The sequence below is a fragment of the Nocardioides nanhaiensis genome (genome assembly GCF_039542785.1).
In the GTDB taxonomy this organism is placed as follows: domain Bacteria; phylum Actinomycetota; class Actinomycetes; order Propionibacteriales; family Nocardioidaceae; genus Nocardioides; species Nocardioides nanhaiensis.
The window spans coordinates 387,556-405,687 of record NZ_BAABIM010000005.1 but is presented as its reverse complement, the minus strand read 5'-3'; the positions used below and the strand labels follow the sequence as shown (position 1 = coordinate 405,687).

Genomic DNA, 18,132 nt, shown 5'->3' with positions numbered 1-18,132 from the left:
CGGTCAGGCGCGCTGGGCACGTGCGCTGGCGTAGAGGCACAGCGCAGCGGCGGTGGAGAGGTTGAGGCTCTCGGCCCGGCCGTGGATCGGGATGCGCACGCGGTGGTCGGCCAGGGCCGCCAGCTCGGCGGGGAGGCCGTGGGCCTCGTTGCCGAACAGCCATGCGGTCGGGGCGGCGAGCAGGTCGTCGGCCTCGAACAGGTCGACGTCTCCGTCGGCCTCGGTGGCGAGCACGGTGAGGCCCGCCTGCTGGGCGGCCCGCACCGCGGCGGCCGCGTCGCGCTCGACGGCGACGGGCAGGTGGAAGGCACTGCCGACGCTGGCCCGCAGGGTCTTGGGGTTGTACAGGTCCACCGAGTCGCCGGCCAGCACGACCCCGTCGGCCCCGGCGGCGTCGGCGCACCGGATGACCGTGCCGGCGTTGCCCGGGTCGCGGACCTCGGCGCACAGCGCCACGAGCCGGCCGGTGAGTGCCGCGGTGAGCTCGACGTCGACGAGGCGCCCGACCGCGACGACGCCGGCGGGGCTGACGGAGTCCGAGAGCGCCTCCAGCGCCCGGGGCTCCACCAGCGTCAGCCGCACGTCGTCGGGCAGCGCGGGCACCAGGTGCTCGGCGCCGGGGCGCACCAGCACCTCGACCAGGCAACCCGCCTCGAGCGCGGAGGCGACGGCCTTCGGGCCGTCGGCGAGGAACAGCCGCCGCTCGGATCGCTCCGAGCGGCGGCTGAGCCGTCGCAGGTCCTTGAGGCGAGCGTTGCTCGCCGCGAGGGGGGTCAGGCCGAGGCCTCGGCCTTGGGCGCGTTGACGTCCGCGGGCAGGGCGGCCTTGGCGGTCTCGACGAGTGCGTTGAACGCGGCGACGTCGTTGACGGCCAGCTCGGCGAGGATCTTGCGGTCGACCTCGACGCCGGCCAGGCTCAGGCCCTGGATGAAGCGGTTGTAGGTCAGGCCCTGGGCACGCGCGGCAGCGTTGATCCGCTGGATCCACAGGCGGCGGAAGTTGCCCTTGTTCTTGCGGCGGTCGTTGTAGCTGTAGACCAGCGAGTGGGTGACCTGCTCCTTGGCCTTGCGGTACAGGCGCGAGCGCTGGCCGCGGTAACCGCTGGCGCGCTCGAGGGTGGTCCGACGCTTCTTCTGGGCGTTCACTGCGCGCTTGACGCGTGCCATGGGGTTGCTCCTCGGTACTGGGGTGGGTCAGGAAGTGCTGTGGGGTGCGCCGTGACTGATCAGCGCAGGTCGGCTGCTGGTCAGCGGCCGAGCATCTTGCGCGCACGGCCGTAGTCGGCCTTGGCGATCTCGGTGGTCCCGGACAGGCGGCGGGTGACCTTGGAGGCCTTCTTCTCCAGGTTGTGCCGCTTGCCGGCCTTCTCGCGCAGGATCTTGCCCGACCCGGTCACCTTGAAGCGCTTGCTGGCACCGGAGTGCGTCTTGTTCTTCGGCATGTCGTGCTCTCTCTCTACTCGTGCTGCTCGTGCCGGTGTGCCCTCGCGGGCAGGCACGGCGTGGCCTCGGATGGGTCAGGCTGGGTCAGGCGTCGATCTCGGGGTCGAGGTTCTCCGAGCGACCCCGCTCCTTCTTCTGCGCCACCGGGCCGGCGGCGTGGGCCGCCTCGCGCTCGGCGTCGTGCTCGGCCTGCTCGGCCTCGCGCTCGGCGCGCTTGGCGTCCTTGGCCGCCAGGTGGTCGGCCTTGGCCTCGGCCTTCTTCTTGTGCGGGCCCAGGACCATGATCATGTTGCGCCCGTCCTGCTTGGGCGAGGACTCGATGAAGCCCAGCTCGGTGACGTCCTCGGCCAGGCGCTGCAGCAGCCGGAAGCCCAGCTCGGGGCGGTGCTGCTCGCGACCGCGGAACATGATGGTGATCTTCACCTTGTCACCGGCCTTGAGGAACCGCACGACGTGACCCTTCTTGGTCTCGTAGTCGTGCGCGTCGATCTTCGGCCGGAGCTTCATCTCCTTGATGATCACGTTCGTCTGGTTGCGACGCGCCTCACGGGCCTTCTGGGCGTTCTCGTACTTGAACTTCCCGTAGTCCATGAGCTTGCACACGGGCGGCTTGCCCTGGGGCGCGATCTCGACGAGGTCGAGGTCGGCCTCCTGGGCCAGCTTGAGGGCCTGGTCGGTCGGGACGATGCCGACGGTCTCGCCGTTGGGTCCGACCAACCGGACCTCGGGAACCCGGATCCGATCGTTGATGCGCAGCTCGGTGCTGATGTGTCCTCCAGTGTGTTCGGGGCCGGAGACACAAAATGCCTCCGCTGTGTCGCAAGCGGAGGCCAGTCGTGCTGCCCCGGTGCGCACCCGGATCCGCGAGGATCTGGTGGTGGGTGCGGTGGTCGGGACATCTGGGACCGGACCCGACGACCTGTGCTGCAGGGCGGTCGATGCGGGTGGGAGACCGTGGTGCTGGTCCCCGCTTGTGGATCGGTGGAGCGGGCTCGGGAGCACGCCTCACTGATCGGTCAACGCTGCATGCTATCCGGAGATTCCCCCGCGGATCCAATCCAGGCCAGCTCCTCGCCGACCCGCACCAGTCGGGCGCCCGCGGCGACGGCCTGCAGATCTGCCCCTTCGAGCACCAGGCGGGTCGGCCCGGCGACGTCGAGCACGATCGCGGCCGCCCCCTCCTGCAGCGCCGTCTGCGCGGCGAGCTGCGCCGCCACCGGCACGGGCCGGGCGTCGGCGCGCCACTGCTGGAGCGTCGCGGTGCCCGAGAAGGCCAGCAGCGCCGTCCGCCCGTCCGCCCCGGTGAGCAGGACGGTGGCCATGTCGCTGCTCTTGTCGCGGGCCAGCCCGTCCGGGCCCACCTCGACCTCGCCGAGCACGGCCACGACCGGCACCAGCAGGCGTGCCGTCGCCAGCGCCCCCAGGGCCGCGGCCTTCAGCTCGAGGGCGTCGGGATCGGCCGCCAGCGCGGCCAGAGCACGCGCCAGCCCGACGTCGGGCGAGCCGTCGTCGTCGGTGTAGGGCGATCCCTGGAGCAGTCGCTCGCGGTCGGCGGGCGACTGGTCGGGTGGGCCGGGCTGCTCGCTCATGCCCCCAGTCTGACGCCTCGTCGCGCGGCGGCGGGCGACGGGCACGGCGTCCGGGCTAGTGATCTGGTGCACAATCTCGCCTAAGTCGAGTGTTCGAGTTGCGTTAGTGCGTTTATGTCGGTACGAATGGCGCCCATGACGACCTACCTCTCTCCCAGCACGCCGGCCGCGGCCGTGCAGGAGCCGGTCCCCACAGGGCCCGGCGCCCGCGCGAGGCGCCGCCGACCGGGGTTCGGCTGGCTACGGCGCTGGGTCTCCCCCGTCGCCATCGTCCTGGTCTGGCAGCTGCTCAGCAGCACCGGCGTCCTGGACGAGCGCACGCTGGCCGCCCCCACGCAGATCCTGGCCACCGGCGTGGAGTACACCGCCAGCGGCGTGCTGCCCGAGGCCATCCTCGCCTCCCTGCAGCGGGTCCTGCTGGGCTTCGTGATCGGTGCGGTCATCGCCCTGGTGCTCGCCGTCGTGGCCGGCCTCAGCCGGATCGGCGAGGACGCCATCGACCCGCCCATGCAGATGCTGCGCACGTTGCCGCACTTCGGCCTGATCACGCTGTTCATCATCTGGATGGGCATCGGCGAGGCGCCCAAGGTGGCCCTGATCGCGCTCGGCGTGGTGTTCCCGCTCTACCTCAACACCTTCGCCGGCATCCGCGGCATCGACCGCAAGATCCTCGAGGCGGCCCGCTCGATGCACCTCACCCGCGCCCAGCGCATCCGCCACGTCGTGCTGCCCGGCGCGCTGCCGCAGGCCTTGGTGGGACTGCGCCAGAGCCTCGGCATCGCCTGGCTCTCCCTGATCGTCGCGGAGACCATCGCCCCCCAGACCGGCCTCGGCCACATGATCAACCAGGCCAAGGAGTTCCTCCAGATCGACGTGATCGTCCTCGGCCTCGCCGTCTACAGCCTGCTCGGGCTCGGGACCGACGCCATCGTCCGCTACCTCGAGAGGAAGGCCCTGGCATGGCGCGCCTGACCACGGATCCCACGACCACCGACCGCCGCCCCACCGACCTGGTGGCCCGCGTCCGCCGTCACAACCGCTCCTTCGGCAGCACCCACGTGCTGCGCGAGGTCGACCTCGACATCCGCCCCGGCGAGTTCGTGGCCCTGCTGGGCCGCAGCGGCTGCGGCAAGTCCACCCTGCTGCGCAGCCTCACCGGTCTCGACCCGGTGCCCGCCGGCGAGGTGGAGGTGCACGGCCGCACCGGCGTCGCCTTCCAGGAGCCCCGGCTCCTGCCCTGGAAGTCGGTGCGCGAGAACGTCGCCCTGGCGCTGCTCAACACCGAGCAGCGCGACCGGCGTCACGGTCTCGCCGACGAGACGCTGGCCGAGGTGGGCCTCACCGAGAAGCACGACGCCTGGCCGCTGCAGCTCTCCGGCGGGCAGGCCCAGCGGGTCTCGCTGGCGAGAGCGCTGGTGAGCAACCCCGAGCTGCTGCTGCTCGACGAGCCGTTCAGCGCCCTCGACGCCCTGACCCGCATCGAGATGCACCAGCTGGTGATCGAGCTGTGGCGACGCCACTCCATGGCGATCCTGCTGGTGACCCACGACGTCGACGAGGCGCTGGCGCTGGCCGACCGCCTGCTCGTGCTCGACCAGGGGCGCATGTCGCACGCGTGGGAGATCACGATCCCCCGCTCGGACCGCGCCCCCTCCCGACCCGAGATCGCCGGCCCCCGCGCCGAGATCCTCACCGCCCTGGGGGTCAAGCCGACCCCGCCCAACCCGAACCGCGCCGCGCACAGCGGCCGAGGAGCAGCCTGATGACCAGCACGACGAGCCGATCCCTCACCCCGTCCCGCCGTCTCGCGGCCAGCCTCGGGGGCGCGCTGCTCGCCGCCGGCCTGCTCGCCGGCTGCGGCGGCGACGCCACCGGCAACGAGGCCGCCGTCAACGACGACGGCTCCGTGGACCTCGAGCAGGTCACCCTGATCGTCGGCGACCAGAAGTCCTCGGCCCAGCAGGCCCTGCTCGACGCCGCCGGGCTGGAGGACACCGAGTACGACATCGAGTACAAGGAGTTCACCTCCGGCCCGCCGATGCTGCAGGCCCTGGACTCGGGCGCGCTGCACGTGGCCTACGTGGGCAACACCCCGCCCATCTTCGCCGCGGCCTCGGGCAGCGAGTTCAAGATCGTGCAGGCCTCCACCTACGGCGGCCTGGGCGACGCGATCGTGGTGCCGCAGGACTCGCCGCTGCAATCCGTCGCCGACCTGGAGGGGAAGAGCATCGCCGTCGCCAAGGGCAGCTCGGCCAACTACAACCTCGTCGCCCAGCTCGAGGCCGCCGGCGTCGACTACGCCGACGTCCAGATCGAGGACCTGCAGCCCGCCGACGCGCTGGCCGCCTTCAGCAGCGGGCGTATCGACGCGTGGGTGATCTGGGAGCCCTTCACCTCCCAGGCCGAGCTCGAGGCCGACGCCCGCGTGCTCGCCGACGGGCAGGACCTGGTCAACGGCATGAACTTCCAGGTGGCCTCCGACGTCGCCCTCGACGACGAGGCCACCAAGGCCGCCCTCGAGGACTACCTGGCCCGGATCACCGAGGCGCAGGTCTGGGCCTCGGAGAACCGCGAGGAGTGGGCCGACATCTGGGCCGCCCAGACCGGGCTCTCCCCCGACGTGACCCTCGCGGCCGCGAAGAAGCGGCCCATCCAGATCCTCCCCGTCGACGAGGGGGTCATCGGGTCCGAGCAGGAGATCGCCGACGCCTTCGCCGACAACGGCCTGCTGCCCGAGCCGGTGGAGGTCGCCGACTACTTCAGCGACGAGTTCGACGCCGCCCTGGCGCCGTTCATCGAGCAGACCGCTCCGTGAGCGGCCCGGCACCCGCGGGTCCCCTGACCCTGCACTGGTTCCTGCCCACCTCCGGCGACAGCCGTGGGCTGGTGGGGGCCGGCCAGGGCGCGCCGCTCGACCAGGGGCGTGCGGGTGAGGCGACCACTGACGGAGTCCAGCGGCCCCCCGACATCGAGTACCTGGCGCACGTGGCGCGCACCGCCGAGCAGCTCGGCTTCGAGGGTGTGCTCACTCCCACCGGCACGTGGTGCGAGGACGCGTGGCTCACCACGGCCGCACTGCTGCGCGAGACCTCGCGGCTGAAGTACCTCGTGGCCTTCCGGCCCGGTGTCACCCACCCGGTGCTCGCCGCCCAGATGGCCGCCGCCTACCAGCGCATCTCGCGCGGCCGGTTGATGCTCAACATCGTGACCGGCGGCGAGCCCACCGAGCAGCGACGCTTCGGCGACCGGCTCGACAAGGACGCCCGCTACGCCCGGACCGACGAGTTCCTCGAGGTGCTGCGCGGCACCTGGGAGCAGGCGCCCTTCGACTTCGAGGGCGAGCACTACAGCGCCGAGGGCGCGCTGGTGCGCGGCGGCATCGACCCGCGGCCACAGCTCTACTTCGGCGGCTCCTCGCCCGCGGCGGGCGAGGTCGCGGCCCGGCACGTGGACGTCTACCTGACCTGGGGCGAGCCGGTGGAGCAGGTGGCCGAGAAGGTCGCCTGGATCCGCCGGCTGGCGGCCGCGCGCGGTCGCACGCTGCGCTTCGGCCTGCGGGTGCACACGCTCTCGCGCGACACCTCCGACGCGGCGTGGTCGCACGCCCAGCACCTGCTCGACGGCCTCGACCGCGACGTCGTCGCCAAGGCCCAGGAGGCCATGTCGCGCAGCGAGTCCACCGGCCAGCAGCGGATGAGCGCGCTGCGCTCCGGGGCGGGCGCCCGCGACTGGGAGGACGCCCGCGCGCTCGAGGTCTCCCCCAACCTGTGGTCGGGGGTCGGCCTGGTGCGCGGCGGTGCCGGCACCGCCCTGGTGGGCAGCCACGAGGAGGTCGCCGACCGGCTCGCGGAGTACCAGGAGGCCGGCATCGACGAGGTGATCCTCTCGGGCTACCCGCACGTCGAGGAGGCCTACTGGTTCGCCGAGGGCGTGCGCCCGGTGCTGCAGCGGCGCGGGCTCGTGGCGCCGCCTGCGTCGTATGACAGGCTGGACGGGTGGACGACGTCAGCTGGGCAGCGCTCACCATCAGCCTCACCGTCGTGGGCGGCCTCCTCACCTGGGTCGCCTACCGCCGCTGGGGTCTCGCGGCCGGCCTGAAGGGCGCCGGGCTCAGCCTGCTGCCGCTGGCGGCCTACCTGACCGACACCCTGCGGATGGCCACGCGCATCGGCGACGCCGTCGTCGACTGGGCCACCGCGCTGGTGTTCAGCCCCTCGGTGTGGGCCGGTGTCGTGGTCGCGGGTCTGGGCGTCGTCCTGTTCGTGATCGGCCGCGGCATGCAGGCGCGCGGCAGGGGCACGACGCCGCGGCCTCGCGCCGCAGCACCGGCCGCCGCCGCACCCGACCAGCGCGAGCCCCTGCCCCGTGGCCGCGGCAAGGCCGGTCGCGCCGAGCCGGCGGTCGGTGACGACGACCTCGCCGACATCGAGGCCCTGCTCAAGAAGCGCGGCATCACCTGATGGTCGGCTCGGCCGGCGCGTCCGGCTCGGCGGCACCGGCCGCCAGCACGCTGGTGGAGCGCAACCGGCTGTGGGCTCGTCTGGAGTCCGCGGTGCGCACCGCGCCCGGGCCACTGCCGACCCCGGTCGGCGTGGTGGACCTCGACGCCTTCGACGCCAACGCCACCGACCTCGTGCGCCGCGCCGCCGGCAAGCCCGTGCGGGTGGCCTCCAAGTCCGTGCGCGTGCCCGAGCTGCTGCGCCGCGTGCTGGCGCGCGAGGGGTTCGACGGCGTGCTCGGCTACACGCTGGCCGAGGCGCTGTGGCTGGTCGATCACGAGGTCAGCGACGACGTCGTCGTCGCCTACCCGACCGTCGACCGCGAGGCCCTCGGCCGGCTGGTCGCCTCACCCCGCGCGGCCGCCCGGATCACGCTGATGATCGACGACGTCGCGCACCTCGAGGTGGTCGACAGCGTGCGCTCCTCCACCGCGGTGCCCGTGCGGGTCGCGCTCGACGTCGACGCCGGCCTGCGGATGGGCGGCCAGCACGTGGGCCCGAAGCGCTCACCGCTCTACGACGCAGCCAGCGTCGTCGCCCTGGCTCGCACGGTGACCGAGCGACCGGGCTTCCGGCTCGTGGGCGTGATGACCTACGAGGGGCAGGTCGCCGGGGTGCCCGACGACGTGCCGCGCCAGCGCGCCAGGTCCCTGGTCGTGCGCCGCCTCAAGCAGCTCTCGCTGGTGCAGCTCGAGGAGCGGCGTCGCGCCGTCGCCGACGCGCTGCGCGACCTGGTGGAGCTGGAGTTCTGGAATGCGGGGGGCAGCGGTTCGGTGGAGACCACCGTGGCCGACCCCGTCGTCACCGAGGTGGCCGCCGGCTCCGGGCTGCTGGTGCCCACCCTCTTCGACCACTACCAGTCCTTCACCGGCCGCCCCGCCGCGTTCTACGGCCTGCCCGTGACGCGGCGACCCTCGCCGCAGGTGGCGACCGTGCACGGCGGCGGGCTCCTCGCCTCCGGCCCCGCCGGCGACGACCGGCTACCCACCCCCTGGGCACCTGCCGGGCTGCACCTGACGGGCCTCGAGGGCGCCGGCGAGGTGCAGACCCCGCTCACCGGTCACCCCGCCTCCACCCTGGTGATCGGTGACCTCGTGTGGTTCCGGCACGCCAAGTCCGGCGAGCCCTTCGAGCACCTGCCCACCGTGCACCTCCTCGAGGGCGACCGCTTCACCTCGGCGGTGGCCAGCTACCGAGGTCATGGCCTCGCGTTCTGAGACCCCGGCGGGCCGTCCGGGCGTGGTGGCCGCGACCGTCGTCGACCTGGCCCGCTCCCGACCGGCCACCCTCGGGGTGGGGCGCCTGGTGTGCGTCGACGGCCCGGCGGGCTCGGGCAAGACCACCCTGGCGGCCGCCGTGGCCGCGATCACCGGTGCCCAGGTGGTGCACATGGACGACCTGATGCACGGCTGGGAGCACGCCACCGACACGACGGCCCAGCTGCGTGGCCTCCTGCAGCCGATGGCCGACAGCCGACCCGGACGCTACGAGGAGTGGGACTGGCACCAGGACCGCGTGTCGCGCGAGGTCAGCGTGCCCGCCGCCCCCTGGCTCGTGGTCGAGGGTGTCGGCTCGGGCAACCCGGAGGTCGCGCCGCTGGTGACCGTGCTGGTCTGGGTGGAGGCCGACGACGACCTGCGCCTGACCCGCGGCCTGGAGCGCGACGGCGTCGCGATGCGCGAGCACTGGCTGGGGTTCATGCGCGACGAGGCGCTGATGTTCGCCGAGCACCGGACCCGCGAACGGGCTGACGTTCTCGTCGACGGCACCGGGGCTGCGGCTCCGGTGCTGCGCGACCTCCGGTGATCGATCTCGCCCGCCTCGTCGCTGTCAACGGGTCGGTGTCTCGTGGTCGGTGTGCCCGCGCCGGTAGCACGGCCGGTCTCACCGTCAAGGACCTCACTTCGTTCGGCCGCTTCGCGGTCGGCGGAGCCGACCGCGAAGCGGGGCGGAGCGCAGCGGAGCTCCTTGACGGCGAGAGTCGGACGGCTACGCGGCGCGGGCCCACACCCACCACGAGCGCTGACCCGCCAACAGCAGCGCGGATCAGCCGTCGCCGTGCGGCCGGTCCACCAGCCACTTCAGCTGACGCACGGCCCGCCGGGCGCGGGCGCCGTCGGAGGACTGGATGGCCAGCGCGGAGACGGTGGTGCCGTCGGCGAGGTCGAGGGTGGCCCAGGGGGCACCGGGGGGCATCCGGACGGCGACGATCTCGGCCCAGCTGTACTCGTGGCGCCGGTAGCCGTTGACGACGATCAGCTTGTCCATCTCGGCGTCGACGCGCGAGCGGATGAGGGCGTAGAGCGTCGCGAACCCCAGCAGCATCAGGGCGATCACGGTGCCGCGCTGAAAGGTGGTCACGGACGCGCGGGTCTCGGCGTCGAAGCCGAGCCACAGGAACACCATGATCAGCAGCAGCACGCCCACCGAGACCGCGGCGGCCACGCGGGGACCGAGCGGACGCCAGGTGCGGGGCAGGGCCACCGCCGCGGGGTCAGAGCCGGCAGGCATGGATGTCGGTGAGCAGGATGCCGCGGGCACCCAGGTCGTAGAGATCGTCCATGAGTCGCTGTGCTCCCTCGCGCGGCACCATGGCCCGCACCGCCACCCAGCCCTCGCGACGCAGGGGCGCAACCGTGGGGCTCTCGATGCCGGGGGTCAGGGCGGTCGCGGCGGTGAGGTGCAGCTCCTCGATGTCGTAGTCCATCATCACGTAGCTGCGAGCCACGAGGACGCCCTCGACGCGTCGACGGAACACCTCGAAGCCGCCGGGGACCGAGCTGCCGCGGGTCACCAGCACGGCCTCGGACTCCAGGATCGTCTCGCCGAACGTCTCCAGGCCTGCGCGACGCAGGGTGCTGCCGGTCTCGACGACGTCGGCGATCACGTCGGCGACGCCGAGCTGGATGCTGGTCTCCACCGCACCGTCGAGCCGGGTCACCGAGGCGTCGATGCCGCGCTCGGCGAGGAAGGCGCGGACCACCCCGGTGTAGCTCGTGGCGATGCGGGTGCCCGCCAGCTCGGCGAGGTCGGAGTAGCGACCTGCGGGCCCCGCGAAGCGGAACCGGCTGCGGCCGAAGCCGAGCCCCATGACCTCCTCGGCGGTGGCGCCGGAGTCGCGCAGCAGGTCGCGGCCCGTGATGCCGACGTCGAGGGTGCCCTCGCCGACGTAGAGCGCGATGTCACGCGGGCGGAGGTAGAAGAACTCGACCCCGTTCTCGCGGTCGAGCAGGGTGAGCTGCTTGGAGTCCTCGCGCTGGCGGTAGCCGGCCTCGCGCAGGATCTCGGTGGCGGCCACGGAGAGCGAGCCCTTGTTGGGCACGGCCACCCGCAGGAGCGCGGCGCTGGCGTCGGTGGTCACGGTGTCGGTCCTGGTGGTCTCGGGGGAAGGGGCAGGGAGCGGCGAGGAGCCGCTCAGAGGTGCGCGTACACGTCGTCGAGCTCGAGGCCGGAGGCCAGCATCAGCACCTGCGCGTGGTAGAGCAGCTGGCTGATCTCCTCGGCGGTGCGCTCACGCCCCTCGTGCTCGGCGGCCATCCACGACTCGGCGGCCTCCTCGAGGAGCTTCTTGCCGATCGCGTGCACCCCGGCGTCGAGCGCCTTGACGGTGCCCGATCCCTCGGGGCGGGTGGTGGCCTTCTCGCTCAGCTCGGCCCACAGCTCCTCGAACGTCTTCACGGGCCCTCAGCCTACGGTCCGCAGCGTGCGGGCGGTCAGCAGGGCGGCCGAGGTGGCCTCGTGCCCCTTGTCCTCCGCCGAGCCCTCGAGCCCGGCCCGGTCGAGCGCCTGCTGCTCGGTGTCACAGGTGAGCACGCCGAAGCCCACCGGCACCCGGTGGTCGAGCGAGACGCGCAGCAGGCCGTCGGTGGCCGCCGAGCAGACGTACTCGAAGTGCGGGGTGCCGCCGCGGATCACGACGCCGAGCGCGACCACGGCGTCGTAGCCCTGGGCGGCGCACGCGTCGGCCACCACGGGCAGCTCGAACGTGCCGGGCACCCGGACGACGTCGGCGCGGGTGACCGAGAACTGCTCCAGCGCGCGGTGCGCGCCGGCGAGCAGCCCGTCCATCACCTGGGTGTGCCAGCTCGCGGCCACGACGGCGACGCGCAGGTCGCTGCAGTCGACAGGCTGGGTGGCGGGGGCTCCGTGGCCGCTCACTGGTCCTCCTGGAAGGGGCTGGTCGGGGTGTCGCCGAGGTCCGGCAGGTCGTGGCCCATCCGGTCGCGCTTGGTCAGCAGGTAGGCCAGGTTGTGGTCGTTGGGGCGCGGGGTGAGCGGCACGCGCTCGGCCACGGGGACCCCGAAGTCCTCGAGGTTGCGCACCTTGTCGGGGTTGTTGGTCATCAGCCGCACGCTCTCGACCTTCAGGTCGCGCAGGATCTGGGTGGCCGTCCCGTAGTGGCGTGCGTCGGCCGGCAGACCGAGGTCGAGGTTGGCGTCGACGGTGTCGCGACCGCCGTCCTGCAGCTGGTAGGCCTGCAGCTTGGCGACCAGGCCGATGCCTCGGCCCTCGTGGCCACGCAGGTACACCAGCACCCCGCGCCCCTCGCCCACGATCCGCTCCAGCGCCTCGTCGAGCTGGGGGCCGCAGTCGCAGCGGGCGCTGCCGAAGACGTCGCCGGTGAGGCACTCCGAGTGCACGCGGGTCAGCACCGGCTCGCTCCCCCAGCCCTCGCTGAGCGCGTCGCCGTGCACGAGCGCGATGTGCTCGGAGCCGTCGACGGTGATCCGGTAGCCCATCGCGGTGAAGTCGCCGTGGCGGGTGGGCAGCCGGGTCTCGGCGACCCGCTCCACGAGGTTCTCCGTGCGCCGGCGGTAGCGCACCAGGTCGGCGATGCTGATCATCGCCAGGCCGTGCTCGTCGGCGAACTCGCGCAGCTCGGGCCCGCGCTTCATGGTGCCGTCGTCGTTGACCACCTCCACCAGCACGCCGGCCGGGGTCAGACCCGCCATCCGCGCCAGGTCGACGGCGGCCTCGGTGTGGCCTCTGCGCACCAGCACACCGCCCTCGCGGTAGCGCAGCGGGAAGACGTGCCCGGGGCGGGTGATCTCCCACGGCTCGGTCGCCGAGTCGGCCAGCACCCGTGCGGTGTGGGCGCGGTCGGCGGCGCTGATGCCGGTGCTGACGCCGTCGCGGGCGTCGACCGAGATCGTGTAGGCCGTGCGCAGCTTGTCCTTGTTGTGCGGCGTCATCAGCGGGATCTCCAGGCGGTCCAGCATGGCCGCCGGCATCGGCACGCAGATCACCCCGCTGCTGTGCCGGATGGTGAACGCCATCAGCTCCGGGGTCGCCTTGCTCGCGGCGAAGATGATGTCGCCCTCGTTCTCGCGGTCCTCGTCGTCGACGACCACGACGGCCTTGCCGGCGGCGATGTCGGCGACGGCGCGCTCGATGCTGTCGAGCCGGACGCCGCCGTGCTGGACGGGGACCTCCAGCCCGGGGACGGGCGCCAGGGGGTCGCTCATGCGGGGTTCCTTTCCTTCCAGTCGAGCAGCCGCTCGACGTGCTTGGCGAGCACGTCCACCTCCAGGTTGACCCGCTCCCCCGGGGCACGGCGGCCCAGGGTGGTGCGGGTGAGGGTCTCGGGGATGAGGCTGACGGTGAAGCGGTCCTCGCCCGCCTCGACGACGGTGAGGCTGACACCGTCGACGGTGATCGAGCCCTTGTCGACCAGGTAGCGGGTCAGGCCGGCGGGCGTGTCGGGCAGGGCGATCTCGACGACCTCCCAGTGCTCGCTGGGGGTCCGGGCGACGACCTCCCCCACGCCGTCGACGTGGCCCTGGACGATGTGCCCGCCGAGCCGCTTGTCGGCGGTCACGGCGCGCTCGAGGTTGACGACGTCGCCGGGGCCCACGCCGAGCAGGCTGGTCTTGTCCAGCGTCTCCTGCATGACGTCGGCGGTGAAGGTGGTCTCGGTGCGGGTGGCCACGGTCAGGCAGCACCCGTTGACGGCGATGGAGTCACCGAGACCGGCGTCCTCCAGCACCGTGGCGGCGCGGACGGTGAGCCGGATGGCGTCACCCTGCTCCTCGACGGCCTCGATCGTGCCGAGCTCCTCGACGATCCCGGTGAACATCAGTGGTCTCCTCCCGGCGCCAGGGTCAGGCGCACGTTGGGCTGGTCGTGGGGGTCGGTGGGGTCCAGCGGCGCCAGCACGGTCACATCGGTGACCCGGGGGCGCAACGCCGCGGCGATCGTGCCGATTCCGAGGTCGCCGACGCCGGCCAGCCCGGACCCCAGGAGCACAGGAGCCACGTAGGCCACGATCTCGTCGACGAGACCTGCGCGCAGGAACGCGGCCGCGAGCGTGGGACCCCCCTCGAGGAACACGTGCCGGCGCTCGCGCTGCTGCAGCTCGGTCAGCGCGGCCCGCGGGTCGCGGGTGCGCAGGTGCAGCGTCTCGGCGTCGTCGTTCAGCACCCGGGCCTGCGCGGGGAGCTCGCGCTCCCCCATGACGACGCGCAGCGGCTGCTGCGCGCGGGGCGCGGGCACGCCGTCGGCGTCGCGCACGGTCAGCAGCGGGTCGTCGACCGCGACCGTCCCGGTGCCCACCAGCATCGTGTCGGCCATCGCCCGCAGCCGGTGCGTGTCGAGGCGGGCGGCGGCGCTGGAGACCCAGCGGCTGGTGCCGTCGGCGGCCGCGCTGCGACCGTCGATCGTGGTGGCGAGCTTCCAGGTGACCAGTGGCCGCCCGTGGGTGACGGCGAAGGTCCAGGCGCGGTTCAGCGCGGCGGCGTCGTCGGCCAGCAGGCCCTGCTCGACCTCGACACCCGCCTCGCGCAGCGTCGTGGCGCCGCCCGCCGCGACCGGGTTCGGGTCGGCCTGCGCGAACACCACGCGCCGCACCCCGGCGGCCAGCAGCGCCCCGGCGCACGGACCGGTACGCCCGGTGTGGTTGCACGGCTCGAGCGTAACGACGGCGGTGGTGCCGCGGGCGTGCTCACCGGCCAGGCGCAGCGCGTCGGCCTCGGCGTGCGCGGTGCCGGCCCCGCGGTGGTGACCCTCCGCGACCGTCCGCCCCTCGTCGTCGAGCAGGACGCACCCGACCCGGGGGTTGGGGCCGAGCGGGACGCCGGGGGTCGCCGCCAGCGCGAGCGCACGACGCATCGCGTCGCGCTCGGCGGGGCTGGTGCTCACGTCGTTCCTCCGGGTCCGGCACTGGGGCTCACGGACTCCGGGGCGACGGCTCAGCCGGCACTGCCCGCGCTGCGCCCGGGCGGCGTCGACGTCACCTGCGTGCACTTCCCATCCGGACTCTCACCGTCGGTCCAGGAGTTCCACCTGGTCCACCGGTCACTGGTTGTGACCGGGTCGCGGACTGTCACCGCCGGCTCGGAATTTCACCGACCCCAGAGCACGCGAGCTCTCACTCGTCGGGCGCAAGCCTGCCACACCCGCCACCGTGGCGCGTATGACGCTGCTCACCGGGTCATCAGCGCGTCGCCGAGCAGGGACTCGGGAGAACCTTCCACCCCACCGTCCCGGGGGTAGCGTGATGCGGTGGCCGTGACCGAGGTGGACGTCGACGGCGTCCTGGAGCACATGAACGCCGACCACCTCGAGGCGAGCCTGAGCATCGCCCGGGCCCACGGCTACCCGGCCGCGCTGTCCGCGGAGATGACCGGGGTGGACGAGCACGGCGCCACCTGGCAAGTCGTCGACGCGGGCGGCGCCGAGGCCATGCTGCGGGTGAGCTGGCCCGGCGGGCCGGTGGCGGACACCGCCGGCGTGCGTCGCGAGGTGGTGGGGCTCGCCAGGTCCGCGCGCGGCTGACACCGGACGACGACGTCAGCGCCAGGTCAGTCGTTGCACGCTGAGCGCGGCGCACGGATTGGTGCCCGGAACCACGGCGCTCGCGGTGAGGCGAGCGCCGGAGACCCAGTGCCGCCACGCCTCCTCGAAGGCGACCGCGGCGGCCCGCGTTCCGCCCAACGACGGCGGTACCGGGTGCTCCGCGGTGCCGTCGACCTCGCGGCCGTCGACGGAGACGGGCCGGCTCAGGAGCGAGCTCTCGTGGTGCACCGGCGCCACCGCCTCGGCCAGCACGGTGGCGAACAGCTCGCTCTCGCGGCGGGCCACGAGGGGGTCCGCGCTGCTCGGCTCGAGCCGGATCCGGGTGCTGCCGTCCTCGGCCCGGTGCCACTCCACCGCGGTGGCACCCTCGCCCACGCGGCCGAGCGCGTGCAGGGCGTCGGCCACGACCCACGCCAGGCGCGGCAGCGAGGGCGGTCGCGAGGCGGCCAGCCGCAGGGCGCGCACGCGGTCCCGCCGGACCCGGTGCGCCGCGGCGAGACCCGATGACCAGCCGCCCAGGACGACGGCGGCGAGGCCGATCCCGACCGGTCCGGAGGCCCCGAGGCCGAGCCCGAGCGCGCTCAGCGCGCCGACCCCGGCGCCCGGCACGCTCACCGCAGTGCCGAGCACCTGCAGCGGCGTCCACCCCGTGCTCCCCGGCCCCTCGAGCCCGTCCTCGGTCAGGCGCACCACCGGCGGGGTGGGCCGGGCGGTCTCGGCCGTCTCGGGCAGGCGGTCGGCGCCCGTCGTCGGCGTCAGCCAGACGCTGACCAGCAGCTGGTCCCGGTAGGGCTCCCCCACCCGCCACGTCACGGCGATCGCGGAGCGCTGCTCCACCCGGGCCAGCATCGTGTCGTCGATGTAGCGGCACACGTCGGTCGAGGGCGTCCGGTGCGGCGAGAACGAGGGGTGGATGCGCGCCACGCCGTCGACGACGTCGCCGGTGGCGTCGACGCCCACGTACCCCTGGTGCTTGGCCACGAGTCGCTGCCAGTCCAGGTCGCCCTGGGGGTGTCGGTCGTGCAGGCACACCACGGTCCAGTTGACGGCGACCTTGGACGGGTCGAGGGGGTCCACCCGCAGCGTGCGGCCACGGGTCTGGGTGACGGCGCTGGCGGAGGTGATGCTGCTGAGGTCCACCAGCCCGCTGGCCTTCGGGGCGTCCCACCCCTCGCCGAGCAGCGCGCGCGTGCCCACGAGCACCCGGCACTCGCCGGCCAGGAAGTGGTCGGTGGCGGCGCGCACCCACACCCGCGGGTTCCAGCCGGTGACGCCCGGCGCGGCGGTCAGCTCCGCGACGCCGTGCTCGTCGGGCTCACCGAGCTCGAGGTCGACGTCGACGCGGCGGCGCAGGGCGTCGAGCGTCGCGGGGGCGCCGGCGACGGTCCGACCGGTCACCATCAGCGCACCGAGCTCGCCGACGACCGGGTCGGCCAGCAGCAGGCCGAGCACGAAGCGCGCCGACCCGGCACCCGGGTGCAGCACACCACGCAGGTCGGCCCGCACGGCGCCGCCGTCCTCCTGGTCGCAGATCACCAGCATCGCCATCCGCGCACCGAGTGCCCGGTGCTCGGCGCGCACGATCTCCACGGCTGCCCGCGACTTGGCCTCGCTGCGCGCGAGCACCCGGTCGACACCGGTCCGCACGCGGCGCGCGCCGTGCGTCGTCAGCTGGTGGCCGACGACGGGCAGCAGCCCTCGCACGACATCCCGGGCGGCCTGGTCCGCAGGGTGCTCGGAGCCGGCCAGCACGTCGTCGAACCAGCCGTCCACCAGGCGCGCCCAGTCGTCGGCGGTCGGCGGGCGTCGCAGCTGCTCGGCCCCCGCGGGAGGGCGGAGGTCCTCCGGCAGGTCGACGTGCCCCGCGTGCCCCAGCCGCAGCAGCGCCGCCGCCAGGTCGGGCTGCCTGCCGGTGCGGAGCTCGAACCTGCCGGGGGTCGCCAGGTGCCGCTGCACCCAGGCCCGGAACGAGGTGGATCCCAGGTCGGGGTCCAGCAGCGTGGCCGGGAAGGTCTCGAAGGCGGTCGCCTGCTCGTCGAGCCAGGCCGTCTCGGCCGGCGCGGGTGGCGTCAGCCACGCCAGCTCGGCGAAGGGCGCCAGGTATCCCTCCCGCACCCCGGCCGGGATCGAGGAGCTGTGGACGACGTCGCCGAACAGCTCGTCCACGAGCGCCTGCTGGCTGCGTGTCAGCGTGGCGGCCGGCGTCGCGGTCAGGCCCAGCACCCGCGCCTGCGGCAGCAGGGCCAGGACCTCGGCCAGCAGGCGACCCCAGACCTCCAGCAGGTGGTGGCACTCGTCGAGCACGAGCGTCAGCGGCCCCGCGTCGCGCAGCGACTCGACCAGCGCGCGGCCGTTCGGGTGCAGCCGGCCCAGCTCCCCGTCCGGACCCTCCTCCTCGTCCACGCCCTCACGCTCGCGGTCGGCGGCACCGTGGAAGACGGCCAGCGACTGGTAGGTCAGCGAGACGACGTCGGCGCGCAGCTCGCGATCGGTGCCGACGGTGACCGGGTTGGCACCGGTGGCGTCGGCGAGGTCGAGCCAGGTGCGCACCCACTGCCCCTGGATCGCCGAGTTGGGGCTGAGCACCACGGCGCGGGTGCCCACGCGACGGATCGTCTCGCAGCCGACGAGCGTCTTGCCGGCCCCGGGCGGCAGCACCACCCAGGCCCGACGACGGTCTGCGGCCCAGGCCGCGTCGAGCGCGTCGAGCGCCTCGGCCTGGTGCCTGCGCAGCGGGTGCGGGTAGCGCAGGGCCCGGAAGGCCTCGGGTCCCTGGCGCATGCGCTGTCCTGACCCTCGGCCCGGGCT

21 protein-coding genes and 1 riboswitch are annotated in these 18,132 nt (G+C 73.7%); of the genes, 8 read left to right on the top strand and 13 right to left on the bottom strand.

Annotation, left to right across the window (positions count from 1 at the left end):
- Positions 1–3: 3 nt before the first annotated feature.
- The 5 genes from ABD948_RS21630 to ABD948_RS21610 all read right to left on the bottom strand — a co-directional run bounded on the left by ABD948_RS21630 (position 4) and on the right by ABD948_RS21610 (position 3,031).
- Positions 4–777 carry a TrmH family RNA methyltransferase gene (locus ABD948_RS21630; RefSeq protein ID WP_425576673.1) on the bottom strand — a complete coding sequence of 258 codons (774 nt, stop codon included), beginning with the start codon at positions 775–777 and terminating at the stop codon, positions 4–6.
- Positions 774–1,166 (bottom strand): 50S ribosomal protein L20, encoded by a 393-nt coding sequence (rplT, locus tag ABD948_RS21625; RefSeq protein WP_345272474.1) that lies wholly within the window; start codon positions 1,164–1,166, stop codon positions 774–776. Before rplT ends, ABD948_RS21630 begins: the two co-directional genes overlap by 4 nt.
- An 80-nt stretch (positions 1,167–1,246) precedes the next feature.
- Positions 1,247–1,441: a 50S ribosomal protein L35 gene (gene rpmI, locus ABD948_RS21620; protein WP_345272469.1), complete on the bottom strand. Its 195-nt coding sequence runs from the start codon at positions 1,439–1,441 to the stop codon at positions 1,247–1,249.
- 85 nt (positions 1,442–1,526) lie between these two features.
- Complete coding sequence (gene infC, locus ABD948_RS21615; protein WP_425576668.1) at positions 1,527–2,159, bottom strand: translation initiation factor IF-3; 633 nt, start codon at positions 2,157–2,159, stop codon at positions 1,527–1,529.
- 299 nt (positions 2,160–2,458) lie between these two features.
- Positions 2,459–3,031 carry an SseB family protein gene (locus ABD948_RS21610; RefSeq protein ID WP_345272465.1) on the bottom strand — a complete coding sequence of 191 codons (573 nt, stop codon included), beginning with the start codon at positions 3,029–3,031 and terminating at the stop codon, positions 2,459–2,461.
- A gap of 135 nt (positions 3,032–3,166) precedes the next feature.
- On the opposite strand from ABD948_RS21610, the gene ABD948_RS21605 reads away from it, so the two are divergent.
- From ABD948_RS21605 to ABD948_RS21575, 7 genes are read left to right on the top strand one after another with little or no spacing between them, the layout of a single operon-like run.
- A complete protein-coding gene (locus ABD948_RS21605; RefSeq protein ID WP_345272462.1) occupies positions 3,167–4,003 on the top strand; it encodes an ABC transporter permease in 837 nt (278 codons plus the stop codon).
- Positions 3,991–4,794 (top strand): ABC transporter ATP-binding protein, encoded by an 804-nt coding sequence (locus tag ABD948_RS21600; protein ID WP_345272457.1) that lies wholly within the window; start codon positions 3,991–3,993, stop codon positions 4,792–4,794. The genes ABD948_RS21605 and ABD948_RS21600 overlap by 13 nt, the downstream gene beginning before the upstream one ends.
- Positions 4,794–5,846, top strand: coding sequence for an ABC transporter substrate-binding protein (locus ABD948_RS21595; RefSeq protein WP_345272454.1), 1,053 nt, complete (start codon positions 4,794–4,796; stop codon positions 5,844–5,846). The genes ABD948_RS21600 and ABD948_RS21595 overlap by 1 nt, the downstream gene beginning before the upstream one ends.
- Positions 5,843–7,129 carry an LLM class flavin-dependent oxidoreductase gene (locus ABD948_RS21590; RefSeq protein WP_345272452.1) on the top strand — a complete coding sequence of 429 codons (1,287 nt, stop codon included), beginning with the start codon at positions 5,843–5,845 and terminating at the stop codon, positions 7,127–7,129. Before ABD948_RS21595 ends, ABD948_RS21590 begins: the two co-directional genes overlap by 4 nt.
- Complete coding sequence (locus tag ABD948_RS21585) at positions 7,072–7,491, top strand: hypothetical protein (RefSeq protein ID WP_345272450.1); 420 nt, start codon at positions 7,072–7,074, stop codon at positions 7,489–7,491. The genes ABD948_RS21590 and ABD948_RS21585 overlap by 58 nt, the downstream gene beginning before the upstream one ends.
- A complete protein-coding gene (locus tag ABD948_RS21580; RefSeq protein WP_345272447.1) occupies positions 7,491–8,747 on the top strand; it encodes an amino acid deaminase/aldolase in 1,257 nt (418 codons plus the stop codon). Before ABD948_RS21585 ends, ABD948_RS21580 begins: the two co-directional genes overlap by 1 nt.
- A complete protein-coding gene (locus tag ABD948_RS21575; RefSeq protein WP_345272444.1) occupies positions 8,731–9,336 on the top strand; it encodes a uridine kinase family protein in 606 nt (201 codons plus the stop codon). Before ABD948_RS21580 ends, ABD948_RS21575 begins: the two co-directional genes overlap by 17 nt.
- A gap of 240 nt (positions 9,337–9,576) precedes the next feature.
- Here ABD948_RS21575 and ABD948_RS21570 read toward each other — a convergent pair whose 3' ends face one another.
- The 7 genes from ABD948_RS21570 to ribD are packed head-to-tail and all read right to left on the bottom strand — an operon-like array spanning position 9,577 to position 14,637.
- Complete coding sequence (locus ABD948_RS21570) at positions 9,577–10,041, bottom strand: PH domain-containing protein (RefSeq protein WP_345272440.1); 465 nt, start codon at positions 10,039–10,041, stop codon at positions 9,577–9,579.
- Positions 10,025–10,891 carry an ATP phosphoribosyltransferase gene (gene hisG, locus ABD948_RS21565; RefSeq protein WP_345272435.1) on the bottom strand — a complete coding sequence of 289 codons (867 nt, stop codon included), beginning with the start codon at positions 10,889–10,891 and terminating at the stop codon, positions 10,025–10,027. The genes ABD948_RS21570 and hisG overlap by 17 nt, the downstream gene beginning before the upstream one ends.
- Positions 10,892–10,944: 53 nt before the next feature.
- Positions 10,945–11,208 (bottom strand): phosphoribosyl-ATP diphosphatase, encoded by a 264-nt coding sequence (locus ABD948_RS21560; RefSeq protein WP_345272430.1) that lies wholly within the window; start codon positions 11,206–11,208, stop codon positions 10,945–10,947.
- A 6-nt stretch (positions 11,209–11,214) separates the two neighbouring features.
- Positions 11,215–11,688, bottom strand: a complete 474-nt coding sequence (gene ribH / locus ABD948_RS21555; protein WP_345272427.1) for a 6,7-dimethyl-8-ribityllumazine synthase — start codon at positions 11,686–11,688, stop codon at positions 11,215–11,217.
- The gene (locus tag ABD948_RS21550; RefSeq protein WP_345272422.1) at positions 11,685–12,995 is read right to left on the bottom strand and encodes a bifunctional 3,4-dihydroxy-2-butanone-4-phosphate synthase/GTP cyclohydrolase II; all 1,311 of its coding nucleotides are present in this window, start codon (positions 12,993–12,995) and stop codon (positions 11,685–11,687) included. Before ABD948_RS21550 ends, ribH begins: the two co-directional genes overlap by 4 nt.
- Positions 12,992–13,606 carry a riboflavin synthase gene (locus tag ABD948_RS21545; protein ID WP_345272419.1) on the bottom strand — a complete coding sequence of 205 codons (615 nt, stop codon included), beginning with the start codon at positions 13,604–13,606 and terminating at the stop codon, positions 12,992–12,994. Before ABD948_RS21545 ends, ABD948_RS21550 begins: the two co-directional genes overlap by 4 nt.
- Positions 13,606–14,637, bottom strand: a complete 1,032-nt coding sequence (ribD, locus tag ABD948_RS21540; RefSeq protein ID WP_425576672.1) for a bifunctional diaminohydroxyphosphoribosylaminopyrimidine deaminase/5-amino-6-(5-phosphoribosylamino)uracil reductase RibD — start codon at positions 14,635–14,637, stop codon at positions 13,606–13,608. Before ribD ends, ABD948_RS21545 begins: the two co-directional genes overlap by 1 nt.
- A 125-nt stretch (positions 14,638–14,762) precedes the next feature.
- A riboswitch (FMN riboswitch) is annotated at positions 14,763–14,892 on the bottom strand.
- A 138-nt stretch (positions 14,893–15,030) separates the two neighbouring features.
- On the opposite strand from ribD, the gene ABD948_RS21535 reads away from it, so the two are divergent.
- A complete protein-coding gene (locus ABD948_RS21535) occupies positions 15,031–15,303 on the top strand; it encodes a DUF2470 domain-containing protein (RefSeq protein WP_345272411.1) in 273 nt (90 codons plus the stop codon).
- Positions 15,304–15,318: 15 nt separating this feature from the next.
- Here ABD948_RS21535 and ABD948_RS21530 read toward each other — a convergent pair whose 3' ends face one another.
- Positions 15,319–18,105 (bottom strand): DEAD/DEAH box helicase family protein, encoded by a 2,787-nt coding sequence (locus ABD948_RS21530; RefSeq protein ID WP_345272405.1) that lies wholly within the window; start codon positions 18,103–18,105, stop codon positions 15,319–15,321.
- Between the last annotated feature and the right edge of the window lie 27 nt (positions 18,106–18,132).